The 26,357-nt window shown below is 63.7% G+C and carries 22 protein-coding genes; 8 read left to right on the top strand and 14 right to left on the bottom strand.

All coding sequences use genetic code 11. From position 1 onward, the window contains the following. Positions 1-109 precede the first annotated feature (109 nt). The 5 genes from CK221_RS19110 (at position 110) to CK221_RS19090 (ending at position 5,667) form a co-directional block, all read left to right on the top strand. Positions 110-1,612, top strand: coding sequence for a GMC family oxidoreductase (locus CK221_RS19110; protein ID WP_095778829.1), 1,503 nt, complete (start codon positions 110-112; stop codon positions 1,610-1,612). Next, entirely contained in the window at positions 1,609-2,370 is a 762-nt protein-coding gene (locus tag CK221_RS19105) for a 3-ketoacyl-ACP reductase (protein ID WP_095778828.1), read from the top strand. The genes CK221_RS19110 and CK221_RS19105 overlap by 4 nt, the downstream gene beginning before the upstream one ends. A gap of 12 nt (positions 2,371-2,382) precedes the next feature. Further along, positions 2,383-4,011, top strand: coding sequence for a GMC family oxidoreductase N-terminal domain-containing protein (locus CK221_RS19100; RefSeq protein WP_095778827.1), 1,629 nt, complete (start codon positions 2,383-2,385; stop codon positions 4,009-4,011). Between the two features lie 10 nt (positions 4,012-4,021). Continuing rightward, entirely contained in the window at positions 4,022-4,339 is a 318-nt protein-coding gene (locus tag CK221_RS19095; RefSeq protein ID WP_095778826.1) for a Dabb family protein, read from the top strand. Between the two features lie 74 nt (positions 4,340-4,413). After that, on the top strand, positions 4,414-5,667 hold the full coding sequence (locus tag CK221_RS19090) for an MFS transporter (protein ID WP_095778825.1): 1,254 nt from the start codon (positions 4,414-4,416) through the stop codon (positions 5,665-5,667). On the opposite strand, the gene CK221_RS19085 is transcribed toward CK221_RS19090, so the two are convergent. The 14 genes from CK221_RS19085 to CK221_RS19020 all read right to left on the bottom strand — a co-directional run bounded on the left by CK221_RS19085 (position 5,654) and on the right by CK221_RS19020 (position 20,815). After that, on the bottom strand, positions 5,654-6,499 hold the full coding sequence (locus CK221_RS19085; RefSeq protein ID WP_095778824.1) for an EamA family transporter: 846 nt from the start codon (positions 6,497-6,499) through the stop codon (positions 5,654-5,656). The genes CK221_RS19090 and CK221_RS19085 overlap by 14 nt on opposite strands. Positions 6,500-6,506: 7 nt before the next feature. Then, positions 6,507-7,424 carry an endonuclease/exonuclease/phosphatase family protein gene (locus tag CK221_RS19080; protein ID WP_095778823.1) on the bottom strand — a complete coding sequence of 306 codons (918 nt, stop codon included), beginning with the start codon at positions 7,422-7,424 and terminating at the stop codon, positions 6,507-6,509. Between the two features lie 112 nt (positions 7,425-7,536). Then, complete coding sequence (locus tag CK221_RS19075) at positions 7,537-9,087, bottom strand: sodium:proton antiporter (protein ID WP_095778822.1); 1,551 nt, start codon at positions 9,085-9,087, stop codon at positions 7,537-7,539. A gap of 177 nt (positions 9,088-9,264) precedes the next feature. Next, complete coding sequence (locus tag CK221_RS19070; protein ID WP_095778821.1) at positions 9,265-10,329, bottom strand: ABC transporter ATP-binding protein; 1,065 nt, start codon at positions 10,327-10,329, stop codon at positions 9,265-9,267. A gap of 27 nt (positions 10,330-10,356) precedes the next feature. Next, positions 10,357-11,148, bottom strand: coding sequence for an ABC transporter permease (locus tag CK221_RS19065; RefSeq protein ID WP_067002564.1), 792 nt, complete (start codon positions 11,146-11,148; stop codon positions 10,357-10,359). Further along, positions 11,145-11,990, bottom strand: a complete 846-nt coding sequence (locus CK221_RS19060; protein WP_179294421.1) for an ABC transporter permease subunit — start codon at positions 11,988-11,990, stop codon at positions 11,145-11,147. The genes CK221_RS19065 and CK221_RS19060 overlap by 4 nt, the downstream gene beginning before the upstream one ends. A gap of 134 nt (positions 11,991-12,124) precedes the next feature. After that, positions 12,125-13,231 carry an ABC transporter substrate-binding protein gene (locus CK221_RS19055; protein WP_095778819.1) on the bottom strand — a complete coding sequence of 369 codons (1,107 nt, stop codon included), beginning with the start codon at positions 13,229-13,231 and terminating at the stop codon, positions 12,125-12,127. A 241-nt stretch (positions 13,232-13,472) separates the two neighbouring features. Then, the gene (locus tag CK221_RS19050) at positions 13,473-14,645 is read right to left on the bottom strand and encodes an iron-containing alcohol dehydrogenase (RefSeq protein WP_095778818.1); all 1,173 of its coding nucleotides are present in this window, start codon (positions 14,643-14,645) and stop codon (positions 13,473-13,475) included. A gap of 16 nt (positions 14,646-14,661) precedes the next feature. Next, positions 14,662-16,047: an aldehyde dehydrogenase family protein gene (locus tag CK221_RS19045; protein ID WP_067325854.1), complete on the bottom strand. Its 1,386-nt coding sequence runs from the start codon at positions 16,045-16,047 to the stop codon at positions 14,662-14,664. Positions 16,048-16,071: 24 nt separating this feature from the next. Next, positions 16,072-16,488 carry a type II toxin-antitoxin system VapC family toxin gene (locus CK221_RS19040; RefSeq protein WP_095778817.1) on the bottom strand — a complete coding sequence of 139 codons (417 nt, stop codon included), beginning with the start codon at positions 16,486-16,488 and terminating at the stop codon, positions 16,072-16,074. After that, on the bottom strand, positions 16,478-16,888 hold the full coding sequence (locus CK221_RS19035) for a hypothetical protein (protein ID WP_067002576.1): 411 nt from the start codon (positions 16,886-16,888) through the stop codon (positions 16,478-16,480). The genes CK221_RS19040 and CK221_RS19035 overlap by 11 nt, the downstream gene beginning before the upstream one ends. Positions 16,889-16,959: 71 nt before the next feature. Beyond that, entirely contained in the window at positions 16,960-18,330 is a 1,371-nt protein-coding gene (locus CK221_RS19030) for a glutamine synthetase family protein (protein ID WP_095778816.1), read from the bottom strand. An 87-nt stretch (positions 18,331-18,417) separates the two neighbouring features. Continuing rightward, the gene (locus CK221_RS19025; protein ID WP_067002581.1) at positions 18,418-19,974 is read right to left on the bottom strand and encodes an amino acid permease; all 1,557 of its coding nucleotides are present in this window, start codon (positions 19,972-19,974) and stop codon (positions 18,418-18,420) included. A 22-nt stretch (positions 19,975-19,996) separates the two neighbouring features. Further along, the gene (locus CK221_RS19020; protein ID WP_095778815.1) at positions 19,997-20,815 is read right to left on the bottom strand and encodes an N-formylglutamate amidohydrolase; all 819 of its coding nucleotides are present in this window, start codon (positions 20,813-20,815) and stop codon (positions 19,997-19,999) included. Positions 20,816-20,961: 146 nt separating this feature from the next. Between CK221_RS19020 and CK221_RS19015 the strand changes: the two genes are divergently transcribed. The 3 genes from CK221_RS19015 (at position 20,962) to CK221_RS19005 (ending at position 26,331) form a co-directional block, all read left to right on the top strand. Continuing rightward, positions 20,962-21,792, top strand: a complete 831-nt coding sequence (locus tag CK221_RS19015; RefSeq protein WP_067002767.1) for a MurR/RpiR family transcriptional regulator — start codon at positions 20,962-20,964, stop codon at positions 21,790-21,792. A gap of 253 nt (positions 21,793-22,045) precedes the next feature. Then, entirely contained in the window at positions 22,046-23,203 is a 1,158-nt protein-coding gene (locus CK221_RS19010; protein WP_095778814.1) for an efflux RND transporter periplasmic adaptor subunit, read from the top strand. Continuing rightward, positions 23,200-26,331 carry an efflux RND transporter permease subunit gene (locus CK221_RS19005; RefSeq protein ID WP_095778813.1) on the top strand — a complete coding sequence of 1,044 codons (3,132 nt, stop codon included), beginning with the start codon at positions 23,200-23,202 and terminating at the stop codon, positions 26,329-26,331. Before CK221_RS19010 ends, CK221_RS19005 begins: the two co-directional genes overlap by 4 nt. Positions 26,332-26,357: the final 26 nt, after the last annotated feature.

Raw genomic sequence — 26,357 nt, 5'->3', positions numbered from 1 at the left:
GGCCGAAATCCAACCTGACGGCTCGATCATGGGCCAAATCTGCTTCCACAACGGCGACGATGCTAATTTCATCGCCCGCAAATGCACTTCTTCAACAGCCTGTTAGACCATGACAAATCCGGATATCGTCATCATCGGCTCCGGCATCGGCGGCGCCACGATCGCCTCCGGCTTGGCCGGCAGCGGCGCCTCGATCCTGATCCTGGAGCGCGGTGAACCGCTGCCTGCGACGCCGCATGCGCGCTCGACGCGCTCGATCTTCGTCGACGGGCATTACCGGCCGAAGGAGATGTGGCGCGAGGCCGGCGGCGCCGCGTTCAACCCCGGCAATTACTATTATGTCGGCGGCAACTCGAAATTCTTCGGCGCGGTGCTGATCCGCTACCGCAAGGAGGATTTCTCCGAGCTGGAGCATTTCGGCGGTGTCTCGCCGGCCTGGCCGTTTTCCTATGACGAGTTCGAACCCTGGTATTCGAAGGCCGAGCAGCTTTTCCGCGTGCGGGGCGCGCTCGGCGAGGATCCGACCGAGCCGTTCCATTCGATTCCCTATGCCTTCAAGCCGGTGCCCGACGAACCTTCGATCGCGCGTGCCCGCGCCGAGCTCAAAGGCCTCGGCCTGCATCCTGCCTCGCTGCCGCTCGGCGTCGACATCGAAGCCTGGCTGAAGGAGGGCAAGACCGGCTGGGATGCTTTTCCGAACACCGGCCAAGGCAAGGTCGACGCCCAGACCGGGCCTCTGGCGGCGGCGCTCAATGACAAGAACATCAAGCTCGAAACCGGCGCCCATGTCGACTGGCTCGAGGCCTCGCCGGACGGCAAATCGATTGCCGCCATTCATTACACGCAGAACGGCTCGCAAAGGACGCTCTCGCCGAAGCTGGTCATCCTTTCGGCCGGCGCGATCAACTCCGCCGTCATCCTGCTGCGCTCGCCCTCGACAAACGGCAAAGGCCTCGCCAACAGTTCCGACCAGGTCGGCCGCAATTTCATGAACCACAATTCGAGCGCGATGCTGGCGATCGACCCGCGCCGCCGCAACGACGCCGTCTACCAGAAGACGCTGATGCTCAACGACTATTACCTGTCGGACGGCAAGGGCGGTAAACCACTCGGCAACGTGCAACTGCTCGGCAAGATCGACGGCAACATGCTGCGGGCCAATGTGAAGCTGGCGCCGAGATTCGCGCTCGATTTCATGGCCGGCCACGCCGTCGATTGGTACCTGATGTGCGAGGACCTGCCCGATCCTGAAAGCCGCATCCTGGTCGACGGCAAGGAGATCGTCATGCAGTGGCGGCGCTCCAACATGCAGTCGCTGGAAGGCCTGACCAAGGTGATGCGCGAAAACTTCCGCGCCTGCGGTTACCCGATCGTGCTGTCGCGCCCGTTCGACAAGCGCACGCCCTCGCACCAGTGCGGCACGGTGCGGATGGGCAACGACCCGGCGACGGCGCCACTCGATACGTTCTGTCGTGCTTACGACCATAAGAACCTGTTCGTCGTGGACGCCGGCTTCCTGCCGACCTCGGCGGCGGTCAATCCGGCGCTGTCGATCGCAGCCCAGGCGCTGCGCGTGGCAGACCATATCCGCAAGACGGAGCTCGCGGCATGACCCGCCCGGCAGCCATCGTCACCGGCGGCGCGCGCGGCATCGGCCTTGCCTGCGCCGAGGCGCTGGCCGATGCCGGCTTCGATATTCTTGCTGCCGACCTTGCGGACAAGCCGGCTGATGGACTTGCCGAAAGCATCGCTGCGCGCGGCGCGAAGTTTGCCTATGCCAGCTGTGACATCGCTGATCTCGCCGGCCATCCAAAACTGGTCGCGGCGGCGGTGGACGCCTTCGGCAGCATCGATTGCCTCGTCAACAACGCCGGCATAGGCGCCGTCGTGCGCGGCGACCTTCTGGAATTGAAGCCTGATAATTTCGACCACGCGCTAAATATCAATCTGCGCGGCACGGTGTTCCTCAGCCAGGCCGTCGCCAAGGCGATGCTGGCGACACCCGCCAGCTTTGCGAGGTCGATCGTCACCATCACCTCGGTCAGCGCGACAATGGCCTCGCCGGAGCGCGCCGACTACTGCATCTCAAAGGCAGGGCTTTCGATGTGGGTGAAGAACCTGGCGCTGCGGCTCGCCGCGGAAAACATCGGCGTGTTCGAGGTGCGGCCGGGCATCATTCGCACCGACATGACGGCAGGCGTATCCGCCAAATATGACGCGTTGATAGACGGCGGGTTGGTGCCGGCCAAACGCTGGGGCGAGGGCGCCGATATCGGCGCTGTGGTGGCCGCACTTGCCAGCGGAAAATTCGGCTTTGCAACCGGATCGGTCATCGATGTCGACGGCGCGCTCTCCGTGCCTCGTCTGTGAGTGAGTGGAACCATGGCTGACTACATCATCGTTGGCGCCGGACCGGCCGGTTGCGTGCTGGCCAACCGACTGAGCGAGGAGCCGACCAATTCAGTCCTGCTGCTCGAAGCGGGCGGCAAGGATTGGCACCCGCTGATCCACATGCCGGCAGGCTTCGCCAAGATGACCAAGGGCATCGCTTCCTGGGGCTGGTCGACGGTGCCGCAGAAGCACATGAAGGACCGCGTCTTCTGGTACACCCAAGCCAAGGTTGTCGGCGGCGGCTCGTCGATCAACGCCCAGATCTACACGCGCGGCAACGCCCGCGACTATGACGCTTGGGAGAAGGAAGAGGGCCTGGCCGGCTGGGGCTATCGCGACGTGCTGCCCTATTTCAAGCGCGCCGAGAACAACCAGCGCTTCGCCAACGATTATCACGGCGACCAGGGGCCGCTCGGCGTTTCCAACCCGATCTCGCCGCTGCCGATCTGCGAGGCCTATTTCCGCGCCGGCCAGGAGATGGGAATCCCCTTCAATCCGGATTTCAACGGCGCCAGTCAGGAAGGCGTCGGCTATTACCAGCTCACCCAGAAAGACGCGCGGCGCTCCTCCGCCTCGGTCGCCTATCTGAAGCCTATCCGCGCCCGCAAGAACCTGACGGTCAGGACCGATGTACTCGTCACCCGCGTCGTCGTCGAGAAAGGCCGCGCCATCGGCGTCGAGATCGTCGACAGGCCGGGCGGAGAGAAGACGATCCTGCGCGCGGAACGCGAGGTGATCATCTCCTCCGGCGCCATCGGCTCGCCAAAGCTCTTGATGCAATCCGGCATTGGCCCGGCCGATCATCTGAAGTCGGTCGGCGTCACGCCGGTCCATGACCTGCCCGGCGTCGGCTCCAACATGCAGGACCATCTCGACCTGTTCGTGATCGCCGAATGCACCGGCGACCACACCTATGACAACTATGCCAAGCTGCACCGCACGATGTGGGCCGGCCTGCAATACGTGCTTTTGAAGAAGGGCCCCGTCGCCTCCAGCCTGTTCGAGACCGGCGGCTTCTGGTACGCCGATCCGACCGCCGCCTCGCCCGACATCCAGTTCCATCTCGGTCTCGGCTCCGGCATCGAGGCCGGGGTCGAGAAGCTGAACAATCCCGGCGTGACGCTGAACTCCGCCTTCCTGCGCCCGCGCTCGCGCGGTACGGTGCGATTGAAGAGCGCCGACCCCGTCGATCATCCGCTGATCGACCCGAACTACTGGTCCGATTCCTACGATCGCGACATGTCGATCAAGGGACTGCGGCTGGCGCGGGAGATCATGCGGCAGAAGGCGCTGCAGCCTTTTGTGCTGCGCGAGGTGCTGCCCGGCCCTGCGCTGCAAAGCGACGCCGACCTCTTCGACTATGCCTGCCGCGCGTCCAAGACCGATCACCATCCCGTCGGCACCTGCCGCATGGGACATGATGCGATGGCTGTGGTGACGCCCGATCTCAGGCTGCGCGGCATCGACGGCCTGCGGGTCTGCGACGCGTCGGTGATGCCGCGTGTCCCCTCCTCCAACACCAATGCGCCGACCATCATGGTCGGCGAGAAGGGCGCCGATCTGATCCTCGGACGCGAGCCGCTGCCGCCGGCCGTGTTCAAGGGCAATAAGGCGGCTTGAGGGGAGAACAATGATCCGCCACTGCGTCTTTGTCCGCTTCGGCGACGGCACCTCCGCGGCCGAGCGCGCCGCGATTCACGCCGATCTCGAAGCGCTGCGCTCGGCCATCGACGGCATGGGCAAGGTTCATTTCAGCGCCAATGTCAGCCCGGAGCCGTTCGCGCGCGGTTTCGGCCATGGCTTTACCATCGATTTCCGCGATGCTGCCGCCCGCGACGCCTATCTGGCGCACGAGGCGCATCAGCGCGCCGGCGCTCGCCTGGTGGCCGCGCTCGAAGGGGGCACCGACGGGCTGATGGTCCTCGACTTGGAGTTTACGGAAATGTGACCGCCGGTTGATCGGAAACCGGCAAATAACCCGTTCTCTTTTGCACTGCATGGAACATATCGTTCCTTTCGCGGATGCAAAGGAGCAGCGATTTGAGTCTCACCTCGGAGCAGAAGAAAACCGTACTCGCATCTTTCCTGGGCTGGACGCTCGACGCTTTTGATTTCTTCCTTCTGACATTCCTGCTCACCGATATCGCCGCTGAATTCCACACCGATGTCCCGGCGGTCTCCAAGGCGCTGTTCCTGACCTTGGCCACGCGATTCATCGGCGCGTTCCTGTTCGGCATGCTGGCCGACAGATATGGGCGCAAACCGCTGCTGATGCTCAACATCGTCAGCTATTCGGTGATCGGGGCGCTGGCCGCCTTCTCGCCCAATCTCGGCATATTCCTGGCCCTTCGGGCGCTGTTCGGCATCGCGATGGGCGGCGAATGGGGCCTTGGCAGCTCGCTCGCCATGGAATCCATTCCGCCCAGCGCCCGCGGCATGGTTTCGGGCATCCTGCAATGCGGCTATCCGGCGGGATATCTGCTGGCGGCAGTTGTCTATGGGCTGCTCTACGGCCAGAAGATCGGCGATTTCACCTTCGGCTGGCGCGCCATGTTCCTGCTGAGCTTCGTACCGGCGCTGATCGTGCTCTTCATCCGCTCGCACGTGCCTGAATCGCCCGCCTTCGTCTCAGGCCGGGCCCAGGCGCGGCCAGGCCTCCTCGTAACGCTGCAGAAGCACTGGGGCATCGCGCTCTATGCCGTGGTGCTGATGATGTTCTTCAACTTCTTCAGCCATGGCACGCAGGACCTCTACCCGACCTTCCTGAAGAAGCAGCACGGCTTCGATCCGCACACGGTGAGCTGGATCACCATCGTCGCCAATATCGGCGCCATTGTCGGCGGCCTGGCGTTCGGCGCGCTGTCGGAAAAAATCGGCCGTGTAAACGCCATCACGCTCGCCTGCGTCATTGCTCTGCCGGCTATTCCGCTCTGGGCCTATACGACGACGCCGTTCATGCTGGCGCTCGGCGCCTTCATCATGCAGGTGGCGGTGCAAGGCGCCTGGGGCGTCATTCCGGTGCATCTCAACGAGCTATCGCCGGGCTCCGTGCGGGCGACCTTGCCTGGCTTCATCTACCAGGCCGGCAATCTGGCGGCCTCCTATGGCGGCCCGTATCAGGCCGGCATCGCCGAAGCGCCGGGAGGCAGCTATGGCTATGCGCTGGCATTGTTTGCCGGCGTGGTCGCCGTCTGCATCATCGTCGTGATCCGCTTCAGCCCCGAGAAGCGTGGCGAGGTCATGACCGTGATCGACCGGGAAGTCAGCCCAGTCTGAGCGCGACCACGCCCGCGACGATGCCCAGCGCCGCAGCGGCGCGCCATGCCGTCATCTTCTCGCCCAGCGCCAGCACCGAGATCAGCATGGCGAATAAGATCGAGGTCTCGCGCAGCGACGCAACCGAGGCGATCGGCGCCTTGGTCATCGCCCACATCACGATCCAGTAGGCGGCGCCGCTGAGCACGCCGGTGAAGAGGCCCGCTTTCCAGTCCCGCGCCAGCAGGGGCAGCGACTGTGGCCCGCGAAAGGCGATGCACAGCACCAGCGCCCAGAGCGCATCGCAGACGAACAGCCAGGCCGCATAGCTTTGCGCGGTTGCCGCCAGCCGCGCGCCGCTGCCGTCCGACAGCGTGTAGCTGGCAATGAAGATCGATGTGCCGAGCGCGAAGCTGACGGCGCGCAGATTGAACCGTTCAAGATGCACGCCGCCGCGAAACGACATGACCAGCGTGCCTGCCGACAGAAGCACGATGCCGAAGATGGAGAGTGGCGCCGGTACCTCTCCGAGCAGAACGATGCCGCCGAGCGCGGAGAGCAGCGGTGCGGTACCGCGCGCCAGCGGATAGGTCTGAGCGAAATCGCCTGCCTTGTAAGCGCCGATCAGAAACGTCCGGTAGCCCATATGGAAGAAGACCGAGGCGAGGATGAATGGCCAGACCTCGGCTTTCGGCACTTCAACGAAAGGCAGCGCCAGCAGCGCCGCAGCCCCCATGCCGAGCGTCATCAAGGTGATCGACAGGAAGCGGTCGAGGTGCACCTTGACCAGCGCGTTCCAGATCGCGTGCATGGCGGCCGCCGACAGCACCGCGAGGAAGACGAAAAGCGTCATGCCCGCCTCACCCGCCTGCAAGCCCAGCGGCGATGCCTGGCGTTTCCAGATCGATATCGACCCTGAGCGGGAAATGGTCGGAGGCCACTTCGCCGATATCGGCGCTCACGGAACGCACCCGCCCGGCCAGCATGCCGCCAACGAAGCAATGATCGAGCCGGCGTTTCGCCAGCCTGCCCTCGATGATCTTTTCATGCGTGTGGAAGTCCACCACCGGCTTGGCGGCGACGGCTGCGGCATCGACGAACCCGTCGATATAGACGGCGCCGCGATGATAGGGCGTGCTGCCGACGATGCGCCGGTATTCCGCACTTCCCGGCTCCATGTTGAAATCGCCGAGCCAGATCGCCGCCAGCGGGTTTTCCGGCTCCGGCTCGCCATTCGCCCAGTTGCGCTGCGGCTCGTCATCGGCGCCGCTCCAGGGACCGCCATCGGACGGCGCGCGGCGCTGTTCGGCGAGCAGATAGTCGATCTGCTCCAGCCGCTCTTCGGCCGCGATATGGGCAAGATGCAGCGAGAAGACCCGCACGGATCCCGCCGGCGTCCGGATCATGCACTCCAGCGCGGCGGTGCGCGTGTTGAGGGGCTTGAGCGTGCGGCGCAGCGGCAGCGCATGCAGCCGCGACCAGACGATCGGCAGCTTCGACAGAAGCATCGTGCCGAACTGCCTGCGGCGGTTGACGATGCGCCCATCACGCTTTTCGCTAGCGTCCATGTCGAAGGCCGGACCGTAGACCCAGTGATAGTCGGGCAGCAGCCTGGACAGGATTTCCGGCTGGTCGTCGCCGTTGCTGCGCTGCCAGTGCCGCTCCACTTCCTGCAGGGCGATGATGTCGGCGCCGTCGACGAGGCGCGCGGCGCGCGCCAGATCGTAGCGGCCGTCGCTGCCGTAGCCGTACTGGATGTTGTAGCTGACCAGCTTCATCGATTAACCGGCTGAATATCCGGCCACGGCACTAGCGCCTCGGCCATCGCGTTGCAATGGACGCCATCGACGTGCGGAATGGTCCAGTCATGACCGCCGACCTTGGCATCGTCTAGGTCGTGAGCGACTGGAACCGCCCCGCCGGCGATGCTGCCAGCTCGGACCAGTCGATTTCTTCTTCCAGACGGTGATAGGCTTCGTCGCCGATCGTGCCGTCGCGACGCAATTCTTCGAGCCTATCGCGCTGCCGCTTGATCGCGTAGAGGCGCAGTCGGTCGTATTCGGTGGCCGCCTGCGCATCCTCAGGATTCTCGGCGATCTTGCGTTGGGCCTCGTACTGCTCGCGCACGACGTCGGCAGCGGCAGACGTCTTGCGGCTCAGGACGTCGAGCGCGGCTTCCATGATGGCAACGCGTGCCTGCGCCACTTCGCGATCTATCGTCGTATCCTCTTCGAAATTGAGCCAGCGCAGCAGCGGCTTCAGGCTCATGCCTTGCAGCACCAGCGTGCCGAGCACGACCGCGAAGGCGGCAAGCACGATCGGGTCCCGGCCAGGGAAATTGGCCGGCAGTGCAATGGCCACCACCAGGCTCACCAGCCCACGCATGCCGCACCAGCCGACAAGCAAGGCGCCCCCGAATGTCGGCGCATCCCGCCTTTGCTCTTTGCTGTCGAAGCGGGCGAACCGCCGTATGATCGCGACGTAGCCAAAAACCCAGACGAGGCGTGCCACGATGACAACGGCCAGCACCGCTGCGGCGAAGACAAATTCATCGCCCTGCCCATCGCCGGAGAGCCTGCCGACGATCGACCGGGCCTGCAGGCCCATCAGCACGAAAGCCAGCACATTGAGCACGAACACCGCCGACTCCCAGACCGAGTAGGTGCTGACGCGGCGTCTGGCCGACATCTGGCGCGGCGCGGTGCGCGCGATGGTGATGGCATAGACGACGATGGTGATGATGGCGGAAAGGCCGATCCTGTCGGCGATGATCCAGACGGCAAAGGTTCCGGCAAACTGCACCACGGTGCTGCTTGCCGCATCCTCGATGCGCGTCAGCGTCAGCAGCGAGAGGCGGCCGAACAGATAGCCGGCGGCGACGCTGCCGACCGTCGACAGAAGGATCACCGGCACCGCATCGCTCAGCATGACCGAGCCGACCGCGGCCGAAACGGCGATGCGGTAGATCAGAAGCGCCGTGGCGTCGTTGAGCAGGCTCTCCCCTTGCAGGATGGCGTTGAGGCGGTGCGGCACCTTGAACTGGCCAAGCACGGCGCTCGCCGCCACGGCGTCCGGCGGCGCGACGATGGCGCCGAGCGCGATCGCCGCCGCGATCGGCAGACCGGCCATCTTCCAGCCGACGAAGGCGACGACCACGGTGGTGAAGACGACCGCGCCCAACGCCAGCAGCACCAGCGACAGTCGGTAGCGCTTCAGGTCGCGCAGCGACGTATCATAGGCGGCATCGAGAAGCACCGGCGCGATGAACAGGGCAAGCGCCAGTTCCGGATCGATCTCGATGGTCGGCGCACCTGGCAGAAAGGCGATCCCCACTCCGGCCAAGGCCAGCAGGGAGGGATAAGGTATCCCCAGCCATCGCGACAACGCCGTCAGCCCGACGGCGATCAGAAGCAGGATGAGGGTGAGCTCGAAAAGCGCCATGACTCATCGTAGCGATGGAACCAGGCCTTTGGCACTGCAAAAAGCGATGGTGAATGGTGAATGGTGAATGGTGAATGGTGAATGGTGAATGGTGAATGGGCATCATCAGAACAATTCGAGCACGTAAAGTGCTCTCTTCGCTGACTACCATTCACTATTCACTATTCACCATTCACCCTAGTGCAGCACCAGCATGTCGCCCGACGAGAACGAGATGTCCGCCTTCTCGCCGACGACAGGCGGCGGCGTCGCCGAGTTGTTGAAGGTGTCGAGCGATACCGTGTTGCCGCCGATGCCGACGCGCACCCGGATGACCGAGCCGAGGAAATGCACTTCGGCGATCTCGCCCGAAAGGCTAGTGTCGTGGCCGGGCTGGCGTCCGAGCGAAATCGCTTCGGGCCGCAGCGCCAGCGACAGCGTGTCGCCGGACTTCGAGCCGTTGAGCTTTCCCTTCAGCGAGACTTCCTGCGTGTTGACCTGCACCTTGCCGGACGCGGCATCGGTGACCTTGCCTTCCAGGACGTTGAGCGTGCCGACGAAATTGGCAACGAATTTGGTCGCCGGCCGGTTGTAGATCTCGAACGGCGTGCCGACCTGCTCGGCCTTGCCGCCATACATGACCGCGATGCGGTCGGAGATCGACAGCGCCTCTTCCTGGTCGTGCGTCACGAAGATGGTGGTTATGCCGAGCTTCTTCTGGATCGAGCGGATTTCCTCTCGCAGCGAAATGCGCACTTTGGCGTCCAGCGCCGACAGCGGCTCGTCGAGCAGCAAAAGCTTCGGCTTCGGCGCAATGGCGCGCGCCAGCGCGATGCGCTGCTGCTGGCCGCCGGAGAGCTGGTAGGGATAGCGGTCGGCCATCTGCGGCAGCCTGATGATGTCGAGCATCTCCGCGACACGGGAATCGATGGCCGCCCTGGGCATGCCCGCCACCTTCAGTCCGAACCCGATATTCTGCGCCACAGTGAGGTTGGGAAACAGCGCATAGGCCTGGAACACCATGCCGATATTGCGCTGGTTGGGCTTCAGCCTGGTGATGTCCTTGCCGCTAACCACGATCTTGCCGGCCGAGGGCTCCTCGAAGCCGGCCACCATGCGCAGCACCGTCGTCTTGCCGCAGCCGGACGGACCGAGGAAGGAGACGAATTCGCCCGGCGCGACATCGAGGTTGAAATCCTCGACCACGGTTGTGGCGCCGAAGGACTTTCGCACATGCTGGATGGAGAGGAACGGCTCGGCCATGGCTTTTTCTTTCGGTCGGTACTTCGCTCAATTGGGGCGGTTCGCCGATTTCGGCGCGAAACGGGACAAGATCTGGATCAGCGACATGCAGCCCCAGGTTATGACGAACGCGATGATCGACAGCGCCGCCGGCTCATAGGCGCGGTTGGCCACAAGATTCTGCAAATACGGGCCGAATGCCGGCCGGTTGAGCAGGCTGGCCATGGTGAATTCGCCGATCACGATGGCGAAGGTCAGGAATGCGCCCGAAAGCACCGCGATCAGCACATTGGGCAGGATCACGCGGCTGATGATCGTGCCCCAGCCGGCGCCCAGGATCTGCGCCGCTTCCGTCAACGTGCGCACGTCGATGGTGCGAAGCCCGGTGTCGACGGCGCGGTACATGTATGGCAGTGCAAGCGTTGCATAGCCGATGACCAGCAGAGCATTCGCGCCTGGATTGGTTGCCAGGAACGGCAGCGGCGAATTCGACCCATACATCCTGATATAGCCGAAGACGATGACGATGGCCGGGATCACCAGCGGCAGCAGCGTGATGAACTCGACGATCGGCCTGATCTGCGGCATGCGAAGGCGGATCCAGTAGGCCGTAGGCACGACGATCAGCACGCCGAGGAGAATGGTGAAGATGGCGACGACCACCGAAAACATGAAGGTCGCCTGGAACTGGCTGTCGCCGAGCACGACCTTGTAGGCGTCCAAGGAATAGACGCCGCGGCGCATGCGCAGCGAGAACTCGATCGTCGCGATCAGCGGGATGAAGAAATACGCCGCGCCGAGGACAAAGACGACCCAGGCCCAGAACCTGCCGGATTTCATTTCAGCCACCTCTCCGAGCGCGTCCGGAACCAGATGTAGAAGATGTTGGCAAGCCCGGTGATGACGATCATGCCGAAGGCGATCGCGTAACCGAGATGGGCATTGTGCAGCACGTCGCCGCGGATCTGGGCGTAGAGCAGGATCGGCACGATGTTGAGCGACGAGCCGGTCAGCGCATAGGCGGTGGCGATCGCCCCGAAGGCATTGGCGAAGAGCAGGATCACGGTGCCGAGGAAGCTTGGCCACAGCACGGGGATTACCACCAAGCGCCAGTATTGCGCCTGGGTGGCGCCGAGCGTGGCGGCGGCTTCGCCCCATTCCCTTTTTAGCCCGTCGATCGCCGGCACGATGATGACCACCATCAGCGGAATCTGGAAATAGACATAGGTGATCGTCAGACCCCAGAACGACAGCAGGTTGAAGCCATGCGCATAGATGTTGAAGCCGACCAGGGTGTTGAGCAGCACGGTGACGAGTCCCAGCCGGCCTAGCGTCGCGATGAAGGCGAAAGCCAGCGGCACTCCGGCGAAATTGGACGCGACACCGGAAAACGTCAGCGTCCCCGACCGTATCCAGTTGGGCAGGCCCCCGCGCACGATGGCGATGGCGATGGCAAGACCGGCGAAGGCGCCGATCAGCGATGACGCCAGGCTAACCTTTATCGAAATCCAGTAGGCGGCAACGATGTTGGCCGAAAAAAGCGCGACGATGTTGGCGAAGGTGAACTCGCCCGCCTCGTTCTGGAAGGCGCCCAGCATCAAGTAGAGCGTGGGCAGGATCAGGAACATGACGGCGAAGACGAAGAACGGCGTTATGCCAAGCCAATGCGTCGGCAGCCGCATTGCGCGCGCTTCGCCGGGGGGCGCGGCCTTGCCCGCAATTGCCTGATTGGAAACCGAGAGATCGGTCATGCGCCGGCTACCGTTTTGGGAAGGGAGTCCGGGCGGCCATCGGGCCGCCCGGACCATATTGATGCTTACTTCACATTGGCGCCGACGACGGCGTCCCAGTTCTTGGTGATGGCTTCTTTTGCCATGCCCTGTTCATCGAGCGTCGGAAACACCGCGGCTGCATAGGACTCGGCCGGAGGCATCTTCGCCAGCATATCCGCCGGAACCTTGCCGTTCTTGGCGAGATCGTTGAAACGGATCGGGTGGCAATAGCCCTTCAGCCAGCCGATCTGGCCTTCGTCGGAGTAGAGATATTCTAGCCAAAGCTTGGCCGCATTCGGATGCGGCGCGTAAGCGCTGATCGCCTGCACGTAAACGCCGGCGACGACGCCGGTCTTCGGCACAATGACGTCAACGGGGGGATTGCCCTTCAGCGTGTCGCGACCGGAGAGCGCGTTGTAGTCCCAGGTCACGAGGATCGGCGTCTGGCCCTGGGCGAGCGTCGCGGTTTTGCCGATGACCGGCACGAAGTTGCCGGCGGCATTGAGCTTCTTGAAAAATTCGAGCCCGGCAGTGCCTGCGGCTTCGCCAGCGGCAGCGCCGCTGGCAAGGCCGGCGGCGTAGACGGCCTGGATAGCCTGGTTCGAAGCGCGCGGATCGCCGGCAAGGGCAACCGAGTTGGCGAATTCAGGCTTCAGCAGGTCGGCCCAGTCGGTCGGCGATTCCTTGACCAGATCCTTGTTCACCTGGAACGAGAGCACGCCATAATAGTCGCCTGTCCAGTAGCCGTCAGCGTCCTTGGCGCTGTCCGGAATGGAATCCCAGGTCGAGACTTTATAAGGCTGGATCAGGCCGTCCTTCTTGGCGGACGGACCGAAGGACAGGCCGACGTCGATGACGTCAGGTGCCTGCGGGCCCTTGTTGTCCTTGTTCGCTTTGATCGCCTCGATCTCATCGCCGGAGCCTGCATCCGGGTTGAGCTCGTTGACGGTGATCTCCGGATACTTCGCCTTGAAGCCGGCGATGACGTCGCCGTAGCCGCACCAGTCGTGCGGCAGCGCGATGGTGGTGAGCTGGCCCTCGGCTTTCGCCGCCTTGACGAGATCGTCCATCGCGTCGGCGGACGAAATCACCGTCGACGCAAACAGCGCCGCGGCCGAAAGGGAAAGCACTTTCCCCGTGAATTTGAACATGTGTTCTCTCCGTTGAACTGACGCCATTGGACGCCTGCGATGCGGTATCGTTTTCGTGTGACAGCCAGATGAAAGCTTTGTGAAAGCGGCACCCCGCAACACGAAAAAGTAAACTCTCTTTAACCGGCTGTAGCAATCGCTTCGCGATTCTTTTTCCGGCTAATTATTCTCCTCCTTGCATTCCGCCCGTTGCCCTTTCCTTTCCCCTCGTTTCCAGATCAACTTTCCGCTGCAAATTGGTTTACACAGACCCTACGATGGCATTTTCGAGCAGAGCAAGCGCCCCTTTCTTGGTGAGCTTGACCGGATTGCCGCCGGCGGTCGGATCGACCACCGCCATGTCGGCGATCAGTGTCTTGCGGTTCTTGTCCATGTCGAGGCCCTTGATCAGGCCGGGCAGTGCATGCGGCACCTTGAGCTCCTTGCGCAATTTGATGACGGCTTTTGCGAAGCCATCGAAGCCGCCCTTGATGCCGCAATAGGCGGCGAGCCGCGCGATGCGGTGCTCGATCGCATCGCGGTTGAAGGCGAGGACATAGGGCATGAACACCGCATTGGTCATGCCGTGATGGGTGTCGTAGAGCGCGCCGATCGGATGCGACAGAGAGTGGATGGCGCCCAGCCCCTTCTGGAAGGCGGCCGCGCCCATCGCGGCCGCGCTCATCATATTCGCGCGGGCGACCAGATCCTTGCCGTTGGCGAAGGCCTTGGGCAGGTTTTCGAACACCAGCCGGATGCCTTCCACGGCGATGCCGTCGGCCATCGGATGATAGCCCGGCGCGCAATAGGCTTCGAGGCAGTGGGCGAGCGCGTCCATGCCGGTGCCGGCCGTGATGAAGGGCGGCATGCCGACCGACAGCTCCGGATCCGCAATCACGATCGCCGGCAGAAGCTTCGGATGGAAAATGACTTTCTTGGTGTGGGTCTCTTCATTGGTGATGACGCCGGCGCGGCCGACCTCGGAACCGGTGCCCGCCGTGGTCGGCACCGCGATGATCGGCGCGATCGCCTCCGAGTTGGCGCGCGTCCACCAGTCGCCGATGTCCTCGAAATCCCATACCGGACGCGTCTGCCCGGCCTGGAAGGCGATCAGCTTGCCGAGGTCGAGCGCCGAGCCGCCGCCGAAAGCGACGACCCCGTCATGCTTGCCTTTCTTGAACACGGCGATGCCGGCGGTCAGGTTGGACTCGACCGGGTTCGGCTTCACCTCGGAAAAGACGCCATAAGGCACCTTGGCATCGTCGAGGATCTTCAGTGTCGAAGCGACGACGGGCAGCTTCGCCAGGCCCGGGTCGGTGACGAAAAGCGGGCGCTTGATGCCTGACGCAGCCAGCGCGTCCGGCAGTTCCTTGATGCGCCCCGCGCCGAAGCGGACGGTGGTGGGGTAGTTCCATTTGGAGGTGAGCTTGGACATGGATTGTCTTTCGAATTCAGATCGCTTCGCGCAGGTGGTAGGATTTCGGCCGGGTCAGATTGTCGTAGCCGATGGCGGACAGCGCCGCGCCCTTGCCGGTGTCCTTGACGCCGGTCCAGACTAGCGCCGGATCGAGATAGTCGCAGCGGTTCATGAACACGGTGCCTGTCTGGACCCGGTCGCCGATCGCCACGGCGCGCTCGGTGTCGCGCGTCCAGATCGAGGCCGTCAGCCCATAGGGGCTGTCGTTCATCAGCGCGATGGCTTCCTCGTCGTCGCGCACCTTCATGATGCCGACGATCGGGCCGAAGCTTTCCTCGCGCATGACGCTCATCTGGTGGTCGACACCGGTCAGCACTTCCGGCGCCAGATAGGGCGAGCCCGGCCTGTCGTTCTCCACCTTCATGGCGATATGCGCCTTGGCGCCCTTGCGCAGCGCCTCTGCCTTTTGCTCGCGGATCAGGTCGGCGAAGCGTGCCTGCGCCATCGGACCCATGGTCGTCGCCTGCTCCAGCGGATTGCCGACGACATAGTTCCTGGTCTCGGCGACAAAACCTTCGACGAACTCGTCATAGACCTTTTCGTGCACGTAGACGCGCTCGATGCCGCAGCAGCATTGGCCGGAATTGTAGAAGGCGCCGTCGACCAGATTGGCGACCGCATGGTCCATTTTGGCGTCGGGAAGGACATAGGCCGGATCCTTGCCGCCGAGCTCGAGGCCGAGCGTCATGAAGGTGCCGGCCGCGGCTTTCTCGATGGCCCGGCCGCCGGCGACCGAGCCGGTGAAGTTGACATGATCGATCTTGCCCGAGCCGAGCAGCCTTTCGGTCTGGTCGTGGTTCATGACCAGGTTCTGGAACAGGCCTTTCGGCAGGCCCGCCTTGTCGAACGCCTGCTGGAAGCGCTCGCCGACCAGCAGCGTCTGCGCCGCATGCTTGAGGATGACCGCGCTTCCGGCCATCAGCGCCGGCACGATCGTGTTGACCGCGGTGAGATACGGATAGTTCCACGGCGCGATCACCAGCACGACGCCGAGCGGCACCTTCTTGACATAGCGGCGAAAGCCGTCCTTCGGATTGGAGGCCATGATCGGCTTCAGCGCGGCTTCCGCGATCTCGACCATGTAGCTGGTGCGTTCCTTGACGCCGCCGAACTCGCCGCCATAGCGCACCGGCCGCCCCATCTGCCAGGCGATCTCGGGCACGATCTCGTCGCTGATGCCGACCAGCGCTTCCAGCATCGCCAGCATGTACTTGCCGCGCTCGGCGACCGGTGTCTCGGCCCATTTCTCCTGCGCCGCCCTGGCTCTCTCTACCGCCGCATTGATCGCCTGATCCGTCGCGACCGGCCGCTCGGCGTAGATCGAGCCGTCGATGGGTGATTTAAGTTTTACGGTATCCAAGAAGACGTCTCCAAATTGACTCTTTCAGCAGGCGATGGCTCTGACATGACCATGCGCGGCATAGGCCAAAATGGCCTTGTCACGGGTTACGATAGTCAAATCGCGCTCCCGCGCGGTCGCTATCAGGATTCGATCCATTGGATCGCTGTGAACGACACCTGGGAGGTAGGAGGCCGCGATGAGAATACGTGGCGTCACCCCTTCCACTGTGACGGCCGCCGCCTCAACGAACTCGTCGAACCAACGGTCGGGCGTCTTCGTGGACGGCAACCTGCCCTTCGACACCAGCATGCCCATCTCCCATGCCGACATGACCGATACGTTCAGCGTGCCGGACTGAGGAGCCTTGCTGATAGCCGTTGTCGCCGCATCGGCTATCGGTTCGTCCTGCGAAATCCAGATGACCGCGCAAGTGTCCAACAGAAGGTTCTCAGTCTTCATAGACCTTGCCCCAATCCTGCTCGACAGGCTCCGTCAGATCGACCTCTGGGAGGATAGTAAGCGTTCCCTTCATGCAGCCGAAGATCGGGTGCCGTGTCGGTGTCCCGCCGATCTCGGCCTGAGCCGATTCGCCGAACCCCTTTGAAGTGCCGGAACCTGGCTGAACGCGCCGAAAGACCAGATTTTCGCCCGCTATATTGACGGACTCAGTCTGGAACCCCGCGGCCAGCCACTCCTTTGTCATTGGATTGTTGCTGGGATTATTGCTCCACCAAGCCGGATACTGCTTGGACGCCGGTAGCTTTTCGCCAAGCAGCTTCTCGATGTCGCTGAACGACATCGGAACCCGCTCGCCGGTTTGAGCCATAAGATACGAACGCAAAGGCGAATACTTTCCCATTCTCACGCTCCTGAACTCAACCAGCCAAGACTACAGCTTTAGTTAGGTTCAGTCAACGTTCGACTACAGCTTTAGTAGCGTTCAAACCCTCGGTGCAGTTCCCAATCCGTGATGCGGCGGTCGTATTCGAACTGCTCCCAGCGGGCGGTGTGGACATAGTGCTCGATCACCTCCTCGCCGAAGGCCTGCTTCAGCATCGTGGAGCCTTCCAGCGTCTCGGTGGCATCGCGCAGCGTCTTCGGGATTTCCGGCAGTTGCGACGCCTGATAGGCGTCGCCGACAAACGGCTTCTGCAGCTCCAGCTTCTCGTCGATGCCGGCGAGACCGGCCGCGATCAGCGCGGCGAAGGCGAGATAGGGGTTGAGATCGGCGCCGCCGATGCGGCATTCCATGCGGATGCCTTTGGTACCCTCGCCGCACAGCCGGAATCCCGCCGTGCGGTTGTCCTCGCTCCACATGATCTTGGTCGGCGCGAAGGTGCCGGCCTGGAAGCGCTTGTAGGAGTTGATGTACGGCGCCAGGAACCAGGTGAACTCCTTGGCGTATTTGAGCTGGCCGGCCGCCCATTGCTGGCCGAGGCTCGACAGCGTCCATTCGGCGTTTTTGTCGAAGAACAGCGGCGTCCCGCCGTCGGCGCTCCACAGCGAATTATGGATGTGGCTGGAATTGCCGGCGAGCCCGTAATTGTACTTGGCCATGAAGGAGATGGCCTTGCCTTCGGAATCGGCGATCTCCTTGGCGCCGTTCTTCAGGATGACGTGGCGATCCGCCATCTCGAGTGCTTCGGCATAGCGCACATTGATCTCTTCCTGGCCCGGACCCCACTCGCCCTTGGAATTTTCGATCGGGATACCGGCTGCCTCCATCTCGTTGCGGAGCCGGCGCATGACGCCTTCTTCCTTGGTGGTGATGCCGATCTGGTAGTCGCCGATATAGGGCGAAGCGCTGTCGAGCCCTTGCCAGTGCTTCCTGCGCGCCGATTCATAGGTTTCGCTGAACAGGTAGAATTCGAGCTCGGAGGCGAAGTAGCCGATATAGCCGCGCTCGCTCAGGCGCTTGACCTGCTTCTTCAGGATCGCGCGCGGCGAATGCGCGAGGTCCTCATGGTCGTGATGATCGAGCACGTCGCAGATGACAAGTGCCGTCTTCTCCAGCCATGGGACGCGCCGCAACGTCGACAGGTCGGGTTTCATGACAAAGTCGCCATAACCCTTCGACCAGCTCGCCGCCTTGTAGCCTGGCACCGGCTCCATATCGATGTCGCAGGCCAGCAGATAGTTGCAGCCATGCGTCTCGCCATGCGCGGAATCGACGAAATACTGGGCCAGGAAGCGCTTCCCCGCGAGCCGGCCCTGCATGTCGACGATGCAGGCCAGCACCGTGTCGACCTCGCCGTTCGAGACCGCTTTCTTCAACTGATCGAACGAGAAATTCCCGGCCATTCCTTTGGCACTCCAACACTTGTCGATTGAAAGGGAGAAACGAAGCCCTGGCCGGCGTGACGCCGGCCAGGGCGATGATGTTCGATATCAGTGGCCGGTCTCGCCGACCGCCTGCTCTGCCGCCTTGATCGCCGCCTGGCGCGCCGCGATGATGTCGCCGAGCGGCGGCCCCTGGAAGCGGTTGCGCTCGAAGGCGAACCAGACGACCGCCGTCAGGATGAAGAAGCCGACGGTGATGTAGAGCGCCCAGTCGTTCGGCGGCTGGATGCCGATGACGAAGATCAGGATCATCGACACGATCGAGAGCAGACCGAACAGCATGAAGATGCCGCGGCCCATGTTCCACGGCCCCATCTTGTCCCACTTCGGCGTCCCCCAGGCCATCATGCCGAGCACGATCGGCACGGTGAAGGAGAGGAACAGGAAGATGACGGTGCAGGACACCACGATCGTGTAGGCCGAGGTGCCGGCGACCGAGACCACCGACGAGCCCCACACGAACAGCACCGACAGGATCGAGGCTGTCCAGATCGCCGCCACGGGCGTGCGATAGGTCGGGCTGACCTTGGAAAGCGCTGCCGAGCCCGGCAGGCCGCCGTCTCGCGAGAAGGCGAAGATCATGCGCGAGGCCGAAGTGACGGTGGCAAGGCCGCACAGCAGCTGTGCCAGGAACACGACGAGATAGACGAACTCCTTCAGTCCGGTTCCGACGCGCTGGTCGAAGGCCCAGAAGAACACGTTCCAGCCCTGCTTGGCGGCCTCGTCCATGTTCGGGATCATCAGCACGAAGGCAGCCAGGAACAGGTAGCCGAACAGCGCCGACCAGATGACCGACATGACCATCGCGCGCGGCACGGAAGAAGCCGCCTTGATGGTTTCCTCCGACGTGTGCGCCGAGGCGTCATAGCCGGTGATCGTATAGATCGGCAGCAAGAGGCCAAGCGCGAAGACCCAGGCGTTCGAGACCTGCGGCCACACGCCGCCTCCGGCATCGCCTGAGTAGTTGTGGAAGGTGAAGAGGCGGCTGAAGTCCCAGGTCTCGGCCGAGAGCAGGCAGACCACCGCGATCAGGATCGAGCCGAAGAAGATCAGATAGCCCGAAAAGTCGGTGAGCTTTGCCGTCAGCTTGATGCCCAGATGGTTGATTAGCGCCTGCGCGCCGGTGATGATGACCAGGAAGATCGTCTGGGTGGTCAGGTTGTTTTCAATGCCCAGCGCCGGCCCGAAAGCGCCGACGAAGAAAGTCCAGGTGCCGACATTGATGGCGCCGAGCACGGTGATCAGACCAAGCAGGTTAAGCCAGGCGGTAACCCAGCCGGTGCCGCGATTGCCGAGGATCGAGCCCCAGTGATAGAGGCCGCCGGCCGTCGGGTAGGCCGAGCTGATCTGCGACATGGCGACCGCGAAGGTGAGCGACACGAAACAGCCCACCAGCCAGCCGATGCCGATGCCGATGCCGCCGGCACCGGAGGTCGCCTGCGCCAGCGAGTTGATGCCGCCGGACAGGATGCAGATGATGGAGAAGGAAACCGCGAAATTCGAGAAGCGGCTGAGGCGCCGCTCCAGTTCCTGGGCATAGCCCATGCTGTGGAGGACTTGTATGTCCTCAGCCTTGTCGACTTCGGTGTAGTCATTTGCTGCCATGTTGGAAGTCCCCTGTGGTTTCTTAGCTGGCCGACTGTACTGACTTTCCCATTGCGCGTTGTCGGGAGCCCCTGGCCTCCTCGGGCTCCAGATTGGAGAATATGCCTGTGAGCAGATCCGCCCATTTCCGCTGCCCGGTCTCGCCGGAGATCTCGTCGTTGCGGATTTCGATCATCGCGCAGGCAAGGCCGCGCGAGCGCGCGTGCCGTTCCAGCGTGAAATAGACGCGGTCGGCCGGCGAATAGGGTTCGTTGACGCCAACGGTGACGCCGGAGAGCCGCTTGAGCGCCGATATCAGCGGCGCTGCCAGCCGGCGGTCGTCGTCATGGATGATGCCGATATGCCAGGGACGGCTCCTGCCCTTGTAAACCGGCGTGAAGGAGTGCACCGACACCAGCCGCGTTTCCTGCCCGAGCGCGAGCCGCTGCTCGATGATCTCAGCGATCGTGTCGTGGAACGGACGCCACGCGAGATCGATCCGCTCAGCGCGCTGCTTGCCGGAGAGATTCGAATTGCCCGGAATGGCCGTCGTCTCGCTGACCGGCGGCACGAGGTCCGGCGCGTCGAGCGGGCGGTTGCAGTCGATCACTAGGCGCGAGATGCGGGTTTCGACCAGCGTGGCGTCGAGCGCGTCGGCCATGCGTCTGGCGACCGGCAGCGCGCCCGGATCCCAGGCGATATGCCGGGAGAGATCCTCGGCGGGCAGCCCGAGCGTTCCGAATTCGGCGGGCAGGAAGTTCGAGGCGTGATCGCAGGTGAGGACGAAGGGGCCCGAGCCGCCGGGGTTGGTCACCCTCACGGTCTCCGACGGTGCAAGGCTGGCGCGCCGTGCTTTCTCCATACTGCCGTCCCCTCGGGAGCGCTGTATCTTATGTTACGTAATTTGCCTCATTGCGCCCCTGTGAATGATTTCATACAGTTTGCGCGGCTTTGTCAAACGCGGAATTCCGAAAACGGCGGCGACCGGGTCAAAGGGTGGGGAAAACGATGATCTCCAGTATTGCCGAACTGATTTCGGACCGCATCGGCACCATGCCGGCAGGCGAGCGCCGCGCCGCGCAGACGCTGATTGCCAACTATCCGCTGACCGGGCTGAAGACCGTGGCCGAGTTCTCGACCGCGGCGGGAGTCTCCTCACCGACGATTCTGCGTTTCGTCGCCAGGTTGGGTTTCCAGAACTATCCCGAATTCCAGTCGGCGCTGCAGGATGAACTGGCCGCGCAATTGCAGTCGCCGGCCTCTCGCACGCTCAACTCGGCGTCGCCCGCCAATGGCGGCGCCGTTTCGCCGATGCTGGAGGCGACGCTCGACAACATGCGCGAGACGTTCCGGCACCTTACCGACAAGCAGTTGGCCGACATTGCCGCACGGCTTGCCGAGCGCCGCGGCAAGACCTTTCTGATCGGCGGCCGCTTCACCGATCCGCTGGCGCGCTACATGGCAGCCCATCTCGCCATCATCCAGCCAGACGTCTACCACCTCGCGGGCCAGGAGAGCATCTGGCGCGACCGGCTGATCGACATGGGCAAGCGCGACGTGCTGGTTATCTTCGACATCAGGCGCTACCAGGAAAGTCTGCTCCGCTTTGCCGAGAAGGCGCACCAGCGCGGCGTCCAAATCGTGCTCTTCACCGATCAGTGGCTCTCGCCGATCGCCCGCTTCGCCCGCCATGTGATCGCCGGGCGTACCGCCGTGCCTTCGGCCTGGGATTCATCCGCCGCCCTCTTTGTCGTCGCCGAAACGCTGATCGGCGCGGTCACAAGGCAACTCGAAGCCGCCGGCGCCAAGCGCATCCGCGACCTGGAGAGCCTGCGCTAAGCAGTTCCAGGCAAACGGCTTCCGTTCGGTTTTGCTTAATGGCGGCCGGCGCCCCCCCCAAATTGCGGCAAAAGATGCGACCGAAGCGATGATCCCGCTTCACGTTACCGAGATTTAATGTGCACGTTTGCGTGATAATTGCCATAAAACGCTGATATTATGATGTGGCGTGGCCGGTATCGCTCTCACGCCGTATCGTCGCTCAGCCTGCTTCCACTTGGAACCGGCGGACGATTCTGCCGCTGGAGTGTCAATGTCGAGCTGGAAACAGATTGTTCTTGCGCTTGTGATCGTGGTTGCCGCTGCGGCCGCCTGGGCGCGCTTCTATCCCGGCGCGCCTGAGGTACTGGCACGCTGGGGTATGGACTGGGCGATTGCGGCGACGCCCCCCGCCACGGGAAGCATCGAGACCGGTTCGGCCCGGTCCGGTCGCAACCGCGGCGGCCAGATCGTGACCATTGTCGCCTCCCCTGCCGGCACCGCCACCATCAACGACAGGCTTCAGGCGATCGGGACCGGCCGCGCCAATGCGACAGTCACTGTCAATCCATACTCTTACGGCCGCCTCACCGAACTGCCGGTGCAGTCCGGCACCCATGTCGAAAAAGGCGATGTCATCGCCAGGCTCGATTCGGAGACGGAAGTGATTGCGCGCGACCGTGCCAAGGTCGCGCTCGACGACGCCCAGGCGAAGCTCGACCGGGTCAAGTCGCTGCGAGCCTCCAATGCCGCCACGCAAGTTGCCGTCGCGGATGCCGAGGTGGCGCTCGCCAATGCCAAGCTGGCGCTGCGCGATGCCGAGCTCGCGCTCGAGCGCCGCTCGGTCGTCGCGCCTATCGAAGGCACTGTCGGTATCCTGCCGATCGCCGCCGGCAACTATGTCACCAGCCAGTCGGCGATCGCCACGCTTGACGACCGCTCGAGCATATTGGTCGATTTCTGGGTGCCGGAGCGTTTTGCCGCCGCTGTAAAGGTCGGACAGCGATTGTCGGCCACGCCGCTGGCCAACCCCAACCAGGTCTATTCCGGCACGGTTTCGGCCATCGACAACCATATCGACGAGAACAGCCGCACGCTGCTCGTCAAGGCGACGATCGCCAACCCGGCGGATTCGCTGCGCGCCGGCATGTCGTTCCAGATCGCCATGAAATTCCCCGGCGACACCTATCCGGCCGTCAGCCCACTGGCCATCCAGTGGGGCACCGACGGCGCCTATATCTGGACCGTCGAAAACGGCAAGGCAAAGCGCGTGCCGGTGCGCATCACCCAGCGCAACACCGAGACGGTGCTGATCGATGCTCCCGTCGAGAGCGGCGATATGGTGGTGACCGAAGGCACGGAGAGTGTCAGCGAAGGCGGCGACGTCCGGATCGCCGGCGAGGACCGCGCCACCGCGGCCGAAGGCTCATGAGCGCCGCCGGCGACCAGACCGCGGGATCGGGCCTGACCGCGCTCTTTATCCGCAGGCCGGTCATGGCCTTCGTGCTCAATACGCTGATCGCGGTCGCCGGCCTCGCAGCCTTCTGGGGCGTCGAAATCCGCGAACTGCCGGATGTCGACCGCCCGGTCATCACCGTCAACACCACCTTCGAGGGCGCGGCCGCCGAAACCGTCGACCGCGAGTTGACCGACCCGATCGAGGGCGCCGTCGCGCGCGTCTCGGGTGTCAAGTCGATCTCGTCGACTTCATCTTTCGGCCAGAGCCGCGTCACCATCGAGTTCAGCGACGGCGTCGATCTCAATGTAGCCGCCTCCGATGTCCGCGATTCCGTCAGCCGCATCACCAACCAACTGCCCGAGACCGCCGATGCGCCGCGCATCGTCAAGGCCGACGCCAATTCCGACCCGGTGATGCGGCTGGCGGTCACGTCCGACACCATGTCGGTGCAGGACATGACGGTGCTGGTCCAGGACCGCATCGAGGACGAGCTCGCCGCCGTTCCAGGGGTCGCCGACGTTCAGGTATCCGGCGACCGCGACAAGATCTTCCGCATCGACGTCGACCAGAACAAGCTGGCAAGCCATGGCTTCACCGTGGCGGATTTGCGCAAGGCGCTCGCCTCCGTCGCCTTCGATTCCCCGGCCGGCTCGATCACCACCACAAACCAGGACCTCGTCGTGCGCACGACGGCCGACGTGACCACGCCGGAGGAATTCGAGAGCATCGTCATCGGCGGCGCGACGCGCATCCGCGACGTCGCCACCGTGACGCTCGGCCCCGACATCGGCCAGACCTCATTGCGCTCCGACGGCAAAACCGGCATCGGCCTCGGCATCATCCGCCAGGCGGAGTCGAACACGCTCGATATATCGACCGGCGTCAGGGCCGCCGTCGAGAAACTCCAGGCAAATCTTCCGCAAGGCATGTCGATCAAGGTCACCAGCGACGATGCCGTCTTCGTCAACGGCGCGGTGCATGAGGTTGAGATCGCGCTCGCGCTTTCCGTCTCGATCGTGCTGATCGTCATCTACGCCTTCCTGCTCGACTGGCGCGCGACGCTGATCCCGGGCCTGTCGATGCCGGTCGCCATGATCGGCACCATCGCCGCGATCTACCTCGCCGGCTTTTCCATCAACATCCTGACGCTGCTGGCGCTGGTTCTGGCGACGGGCCTCGTCGTCGACGACGCCATCGTGGTGCTCGAAAACATCGTGCGCCGCCGCAACGAGGGCATGGGGCCGCGCGCGGCCGCCGTGCTCGGCACCCAGGAAGTCTTCTTCGCCGTCGTTGCCACGACGCTGACCCTGGTCGCCGTCTTCGTGCCGATCTCCTTCCTGCCGGGACAGACCGGCGGGCTCTTTCGCGAGTTCGGCTTCGTGCTGGCGATGTCGGTACTGCTCTCCTGCGTCGTGGCGCTGACGCTCTGCCCGATGCTCGCCTCGCGCATGCTGACCAGCGCCTCTCTTCACCACGAAGGCGGCAGCGGCGTGGGCGCTCGCATCGGCGGCGCATTGCATCGGCTCTACAAGCGCTGCCTGCATGCCTGCCTCGGCGCGCCCTGGATCGTAGTGCTCGTCGCTTTGCTCTTCGCTGGCACCGCCTTCACTTTGTTCGGCACGATACGTCAGGAGCTGACGCCGACCGAAGACCGCGCCGTCGTTTTGCTCCGCATCAACGCGCCGCAAGGAGTCAGCCTCGACTACACGACCGAGCAGATGCGCAAGATCGAGCGGCTGATCCAGCCTTTGCGCGATTCCGGCGAGATCCGCAGCACCTTCGCGAATGCCGGCAACAACGGCGCCTACAATAGCGGCTTCATGGTGATGACGCTGGCGCCGTGGGCCGAGCGGACGCGCAGCCAGCAGGAGATCATGGCCGAGATCAGCCGCCTGACAAAGCAGGTGCCAAGCGTCCGCGTTTTCCCGGTTCAGCCCAACAGCCTTCGCATCCGTGGCGCCGGCAGCGGCCTGCAATTCGCCCTGGTCGGCAACGACCGCAAGGCGCTAAGCGCGGCGGCGGTGCAGATCGTCGAGGAAATGCGGCAGGATCCACGCTTCCAATCACCGCGACTTTCCGTCGACCTTACGCAGCCGCAGCTTGCCGTTGCCATCGACCGCGAACGCGCCTCCGACCTCGGCATCGACATCACCGGGCTTGCGGACACGCTGCAGGCGATGCTCGACGGCAACGATGTCGTCGACGTCTACATCGCCGACCGCAGCTATGGCGTGAAGCTGGTCTCGACCACCAATCCGATCAACGATCCGACGGATCTGGAAAACATCTTCCTGAAAACGTCGGACGGCCGCTTCGTGCCGATGTCGACCATCGCCACGCTGACCGAGCGCGCCGTGCCGCCGTCCCTGACTCGCGAGCAGCAGCAGCCGTCGGTGGCGATCACCGCCAGTCTCGGCGGCAGCTTCGCGCTCGGCGATGCGCTGACCCGCGCCGAGGAGATCGCAACACCGCTGCTGCCGTCGGACGCGCGGATCGTGCCGCTGGCCGAGGCGGCGACACTCGGCGAGAGCAACAGCGCCATGGCGACCATCTTCGGTTTCGCGCTGGTCATCATTCTTCTGGTGCTGGCGGCCCAGTTCGAGAGCTTCGTCAGCGCCGTCATCATCATGGCGACAGTGCCGCTCGGGCTCGCCTGCGCCATCTTCGCGCTGCTTTTGTCGGGCACCAGTCTCAATGCCTACAGCCAGATCGGCCTGGTCCTGCTGGTCGGCGTCATGGCCAAGAACGGCATCCTCATCGTCGAGTTTGCCAACCAGCTGCGCGACCGCGGGCTTGGCGTGCGCGAGGCGATCGAAGAGGCTGCCACCATTCGCCTTCGCCCGGTGATGATGACGATGATCTGCACCGTGCTCGGCGGCGTGCCGCTGGTGCTGGCTTCGGGCGCAGGCGCCGAGGCGCGCGTGGCGCTCGGTTGGGTGATCGTCGGCGGCCTTGGCCTGGCGACCGTCTCCACGCTCTTCCTGACCCCTGTCGCCTATCTCTTGCTTGGCCGCTTCGTCACGCCCAAGGCGCATGAGGAAGCCCGCGTGAAGCGCGAACTCGAGCAAGCCGCCTATGCCAATGTCGAGCCGGCGGAATAGTGCGCAGGCACGAGCCAGGCAGCTCA

The sequence above is a fragment of the Mesorhizobium sp. WSM3868 genome, from assembly GCF_002294785.1.
Classification (GTDB): domain Bacteria; phylum Pseudomonadota; class Alphaproteobacteria; order Rhizobiales; family Rhizobiaceae; genus Mesorhizobium.
This window is presented reverse-complemented; position numbering and strand designations above follow the sequence as displayed.

Excerpts from the sequence above, each read along its gene's own strand:
- CK221_RS19030 (WP_095778816.1), bottom strand. The coding sequence starts at position 18,330 with ATGGCCGGGAATTTCTCGTTCGATCAGTTGAAGAAAGCGGTCTCGAAC.
- CK221_RS19055 (WP_095778819.1), bottom strand. The coding sequence starts at position 13,231 with ATGTTCAAATTCACGGGGAAAGTGCTTTCCCTTTCGGCCGCGGCGCTG.
- CK221_RS19105 (WP_095778828.1), top strand. The coding sequence starts at position 1,609 with ATGACCCGCCCGGCAGCCATCGTCACCGGCGGCGCGCGCGGCATCGGC.
- CK221_RS19005 (WP_095778813.1), top strand. The coding sequence starts at position 23,200 with ATGAGCGCCGCCGGCGACCAGACCGCGGGATCGGGCCTGACCGCGCTC.
- CK221_RS19075 (WP_095778822.1), bottom strand. The coding sequence starts at position 9,087 with ATGGCGCTTTTCGAGCTCACCCTCATCCTGCTTCTGATCGCCGTCGGG.
- CK221_RS19090 (WP_095778825.1), top strand. The coding sequence starts at position 4,414 with ATGCAAAGGAGCAGCGATTTGAGTCTCACCTCGGAGCAGAAGAAAACC.
- CK221_RS19060 (WP_179294421.1), bottom strand. The coding sequence starts at position 11,990 with ATGCGGCTGCCGACGCATTGGCTTGGCATAACGCCGTTCTTCGTCTTC.
- CK221_RS19010 (WP_095778814.1), top strand. The coding sequence starts at position 22,046 with ATGTCGAGCTGGAAACAGATTGTTCTTGCGCTTGTGATCGTGGTTGCC.
- CK221_RS19100 (WP_095778827.1), top strand. The coding sequence starts at position 2,383 with ATGGCTGACTACATCATCGTTGGCGCCGGACCGGCCGGTTGCGTGCTG.
- CK221_RS19025 (WP_067002581.1), bottom strand. The coding sequence starts at position 19,974 with ATGGCAGCAAATGACTACACCGAAGTCGACAAGGCTGAGGACATACAA.
- CK221_RS19080 (WP_095778823.1), bottom strand. The coding sequence starts at position 7,424 with ATGAAGCTGGTCAGCTACAACATCCAGTACGGCTACGGCAGCGACGGC.
- CK221_RS19050 (WP_095778818.1), bottom strand. The coding sequence starts at position 14,645 with ATGTCCAAGCTCACCTCCAAATGGAACTACCCCACCACCGTCCGCTTC.
- CK221_RS19035 (WP_067002576.1), bottom strand. The coding sequence starts at position 16,888 with ATGGGAAAGTATTCGCCTTTGCGTTCGTATCTTATGGCTCAAACCGGC.
- CK221_RS19070 (WP_095778821.1), bottom strand. The coding sequence starts at position 10,329 with ATGGCCGAGCCGTTCCTCTCCATCCAGCATGTGCGAAAGTCCTTCGGC.
- CK221_RS19065 (WP_067002564.1), bottom strand. The coding sequence starts at position 11,148 with ATGAAATCCGGCAGGTTCTGGGCCTGGGTCGTCTTTGTCCTCGGCGCG.
- CK221_RS19085 (WP_095778824.1), bottom strand. The coding sequence starts at position 6,499 with ATGACGCTTTTCGTCTTCCTCGCGGTGCTGTCGGCGGCCGCCATGCAC.
- CK221_RS19015 (WP_067002767.1), top strand. The coding sequence starts at position 20,962 with ATGATCTCCAGTATTGCCGAACTGATTTCGGACCGCATCGGCACCATG.
- CK221_RS19095 (WP_095778826.1), top strand. The coding sequence starts at position 4,022 with ATGATCCGCCACTGCGTCTTTGTCCGCTTCGGCGACGGCACCTCCGCG.
- CK221_RS19020 (WP_095778815.1), bottom strand. The coding sequence starts at position 20,815 with ATGGAGAAAGCACGGCGCGCCAGCCTTGCACCGTCGGAGACCGTGAGG.
- CK221_RS19040 (WP_095778817.1), bottom strand. The coding sequence starts at position 16,488 with ATGAAGACTGAGAACCTTCTGTTGGACACTTGCGCGGTCATCTGGATT.
- CK221_RS19110 (WP_095778829.1), top strand. The coding sequence starts at position 110 with ATGACAAATCCGGATATCGTCATCATCGGCTCCGGCATCGGCGGCGCC.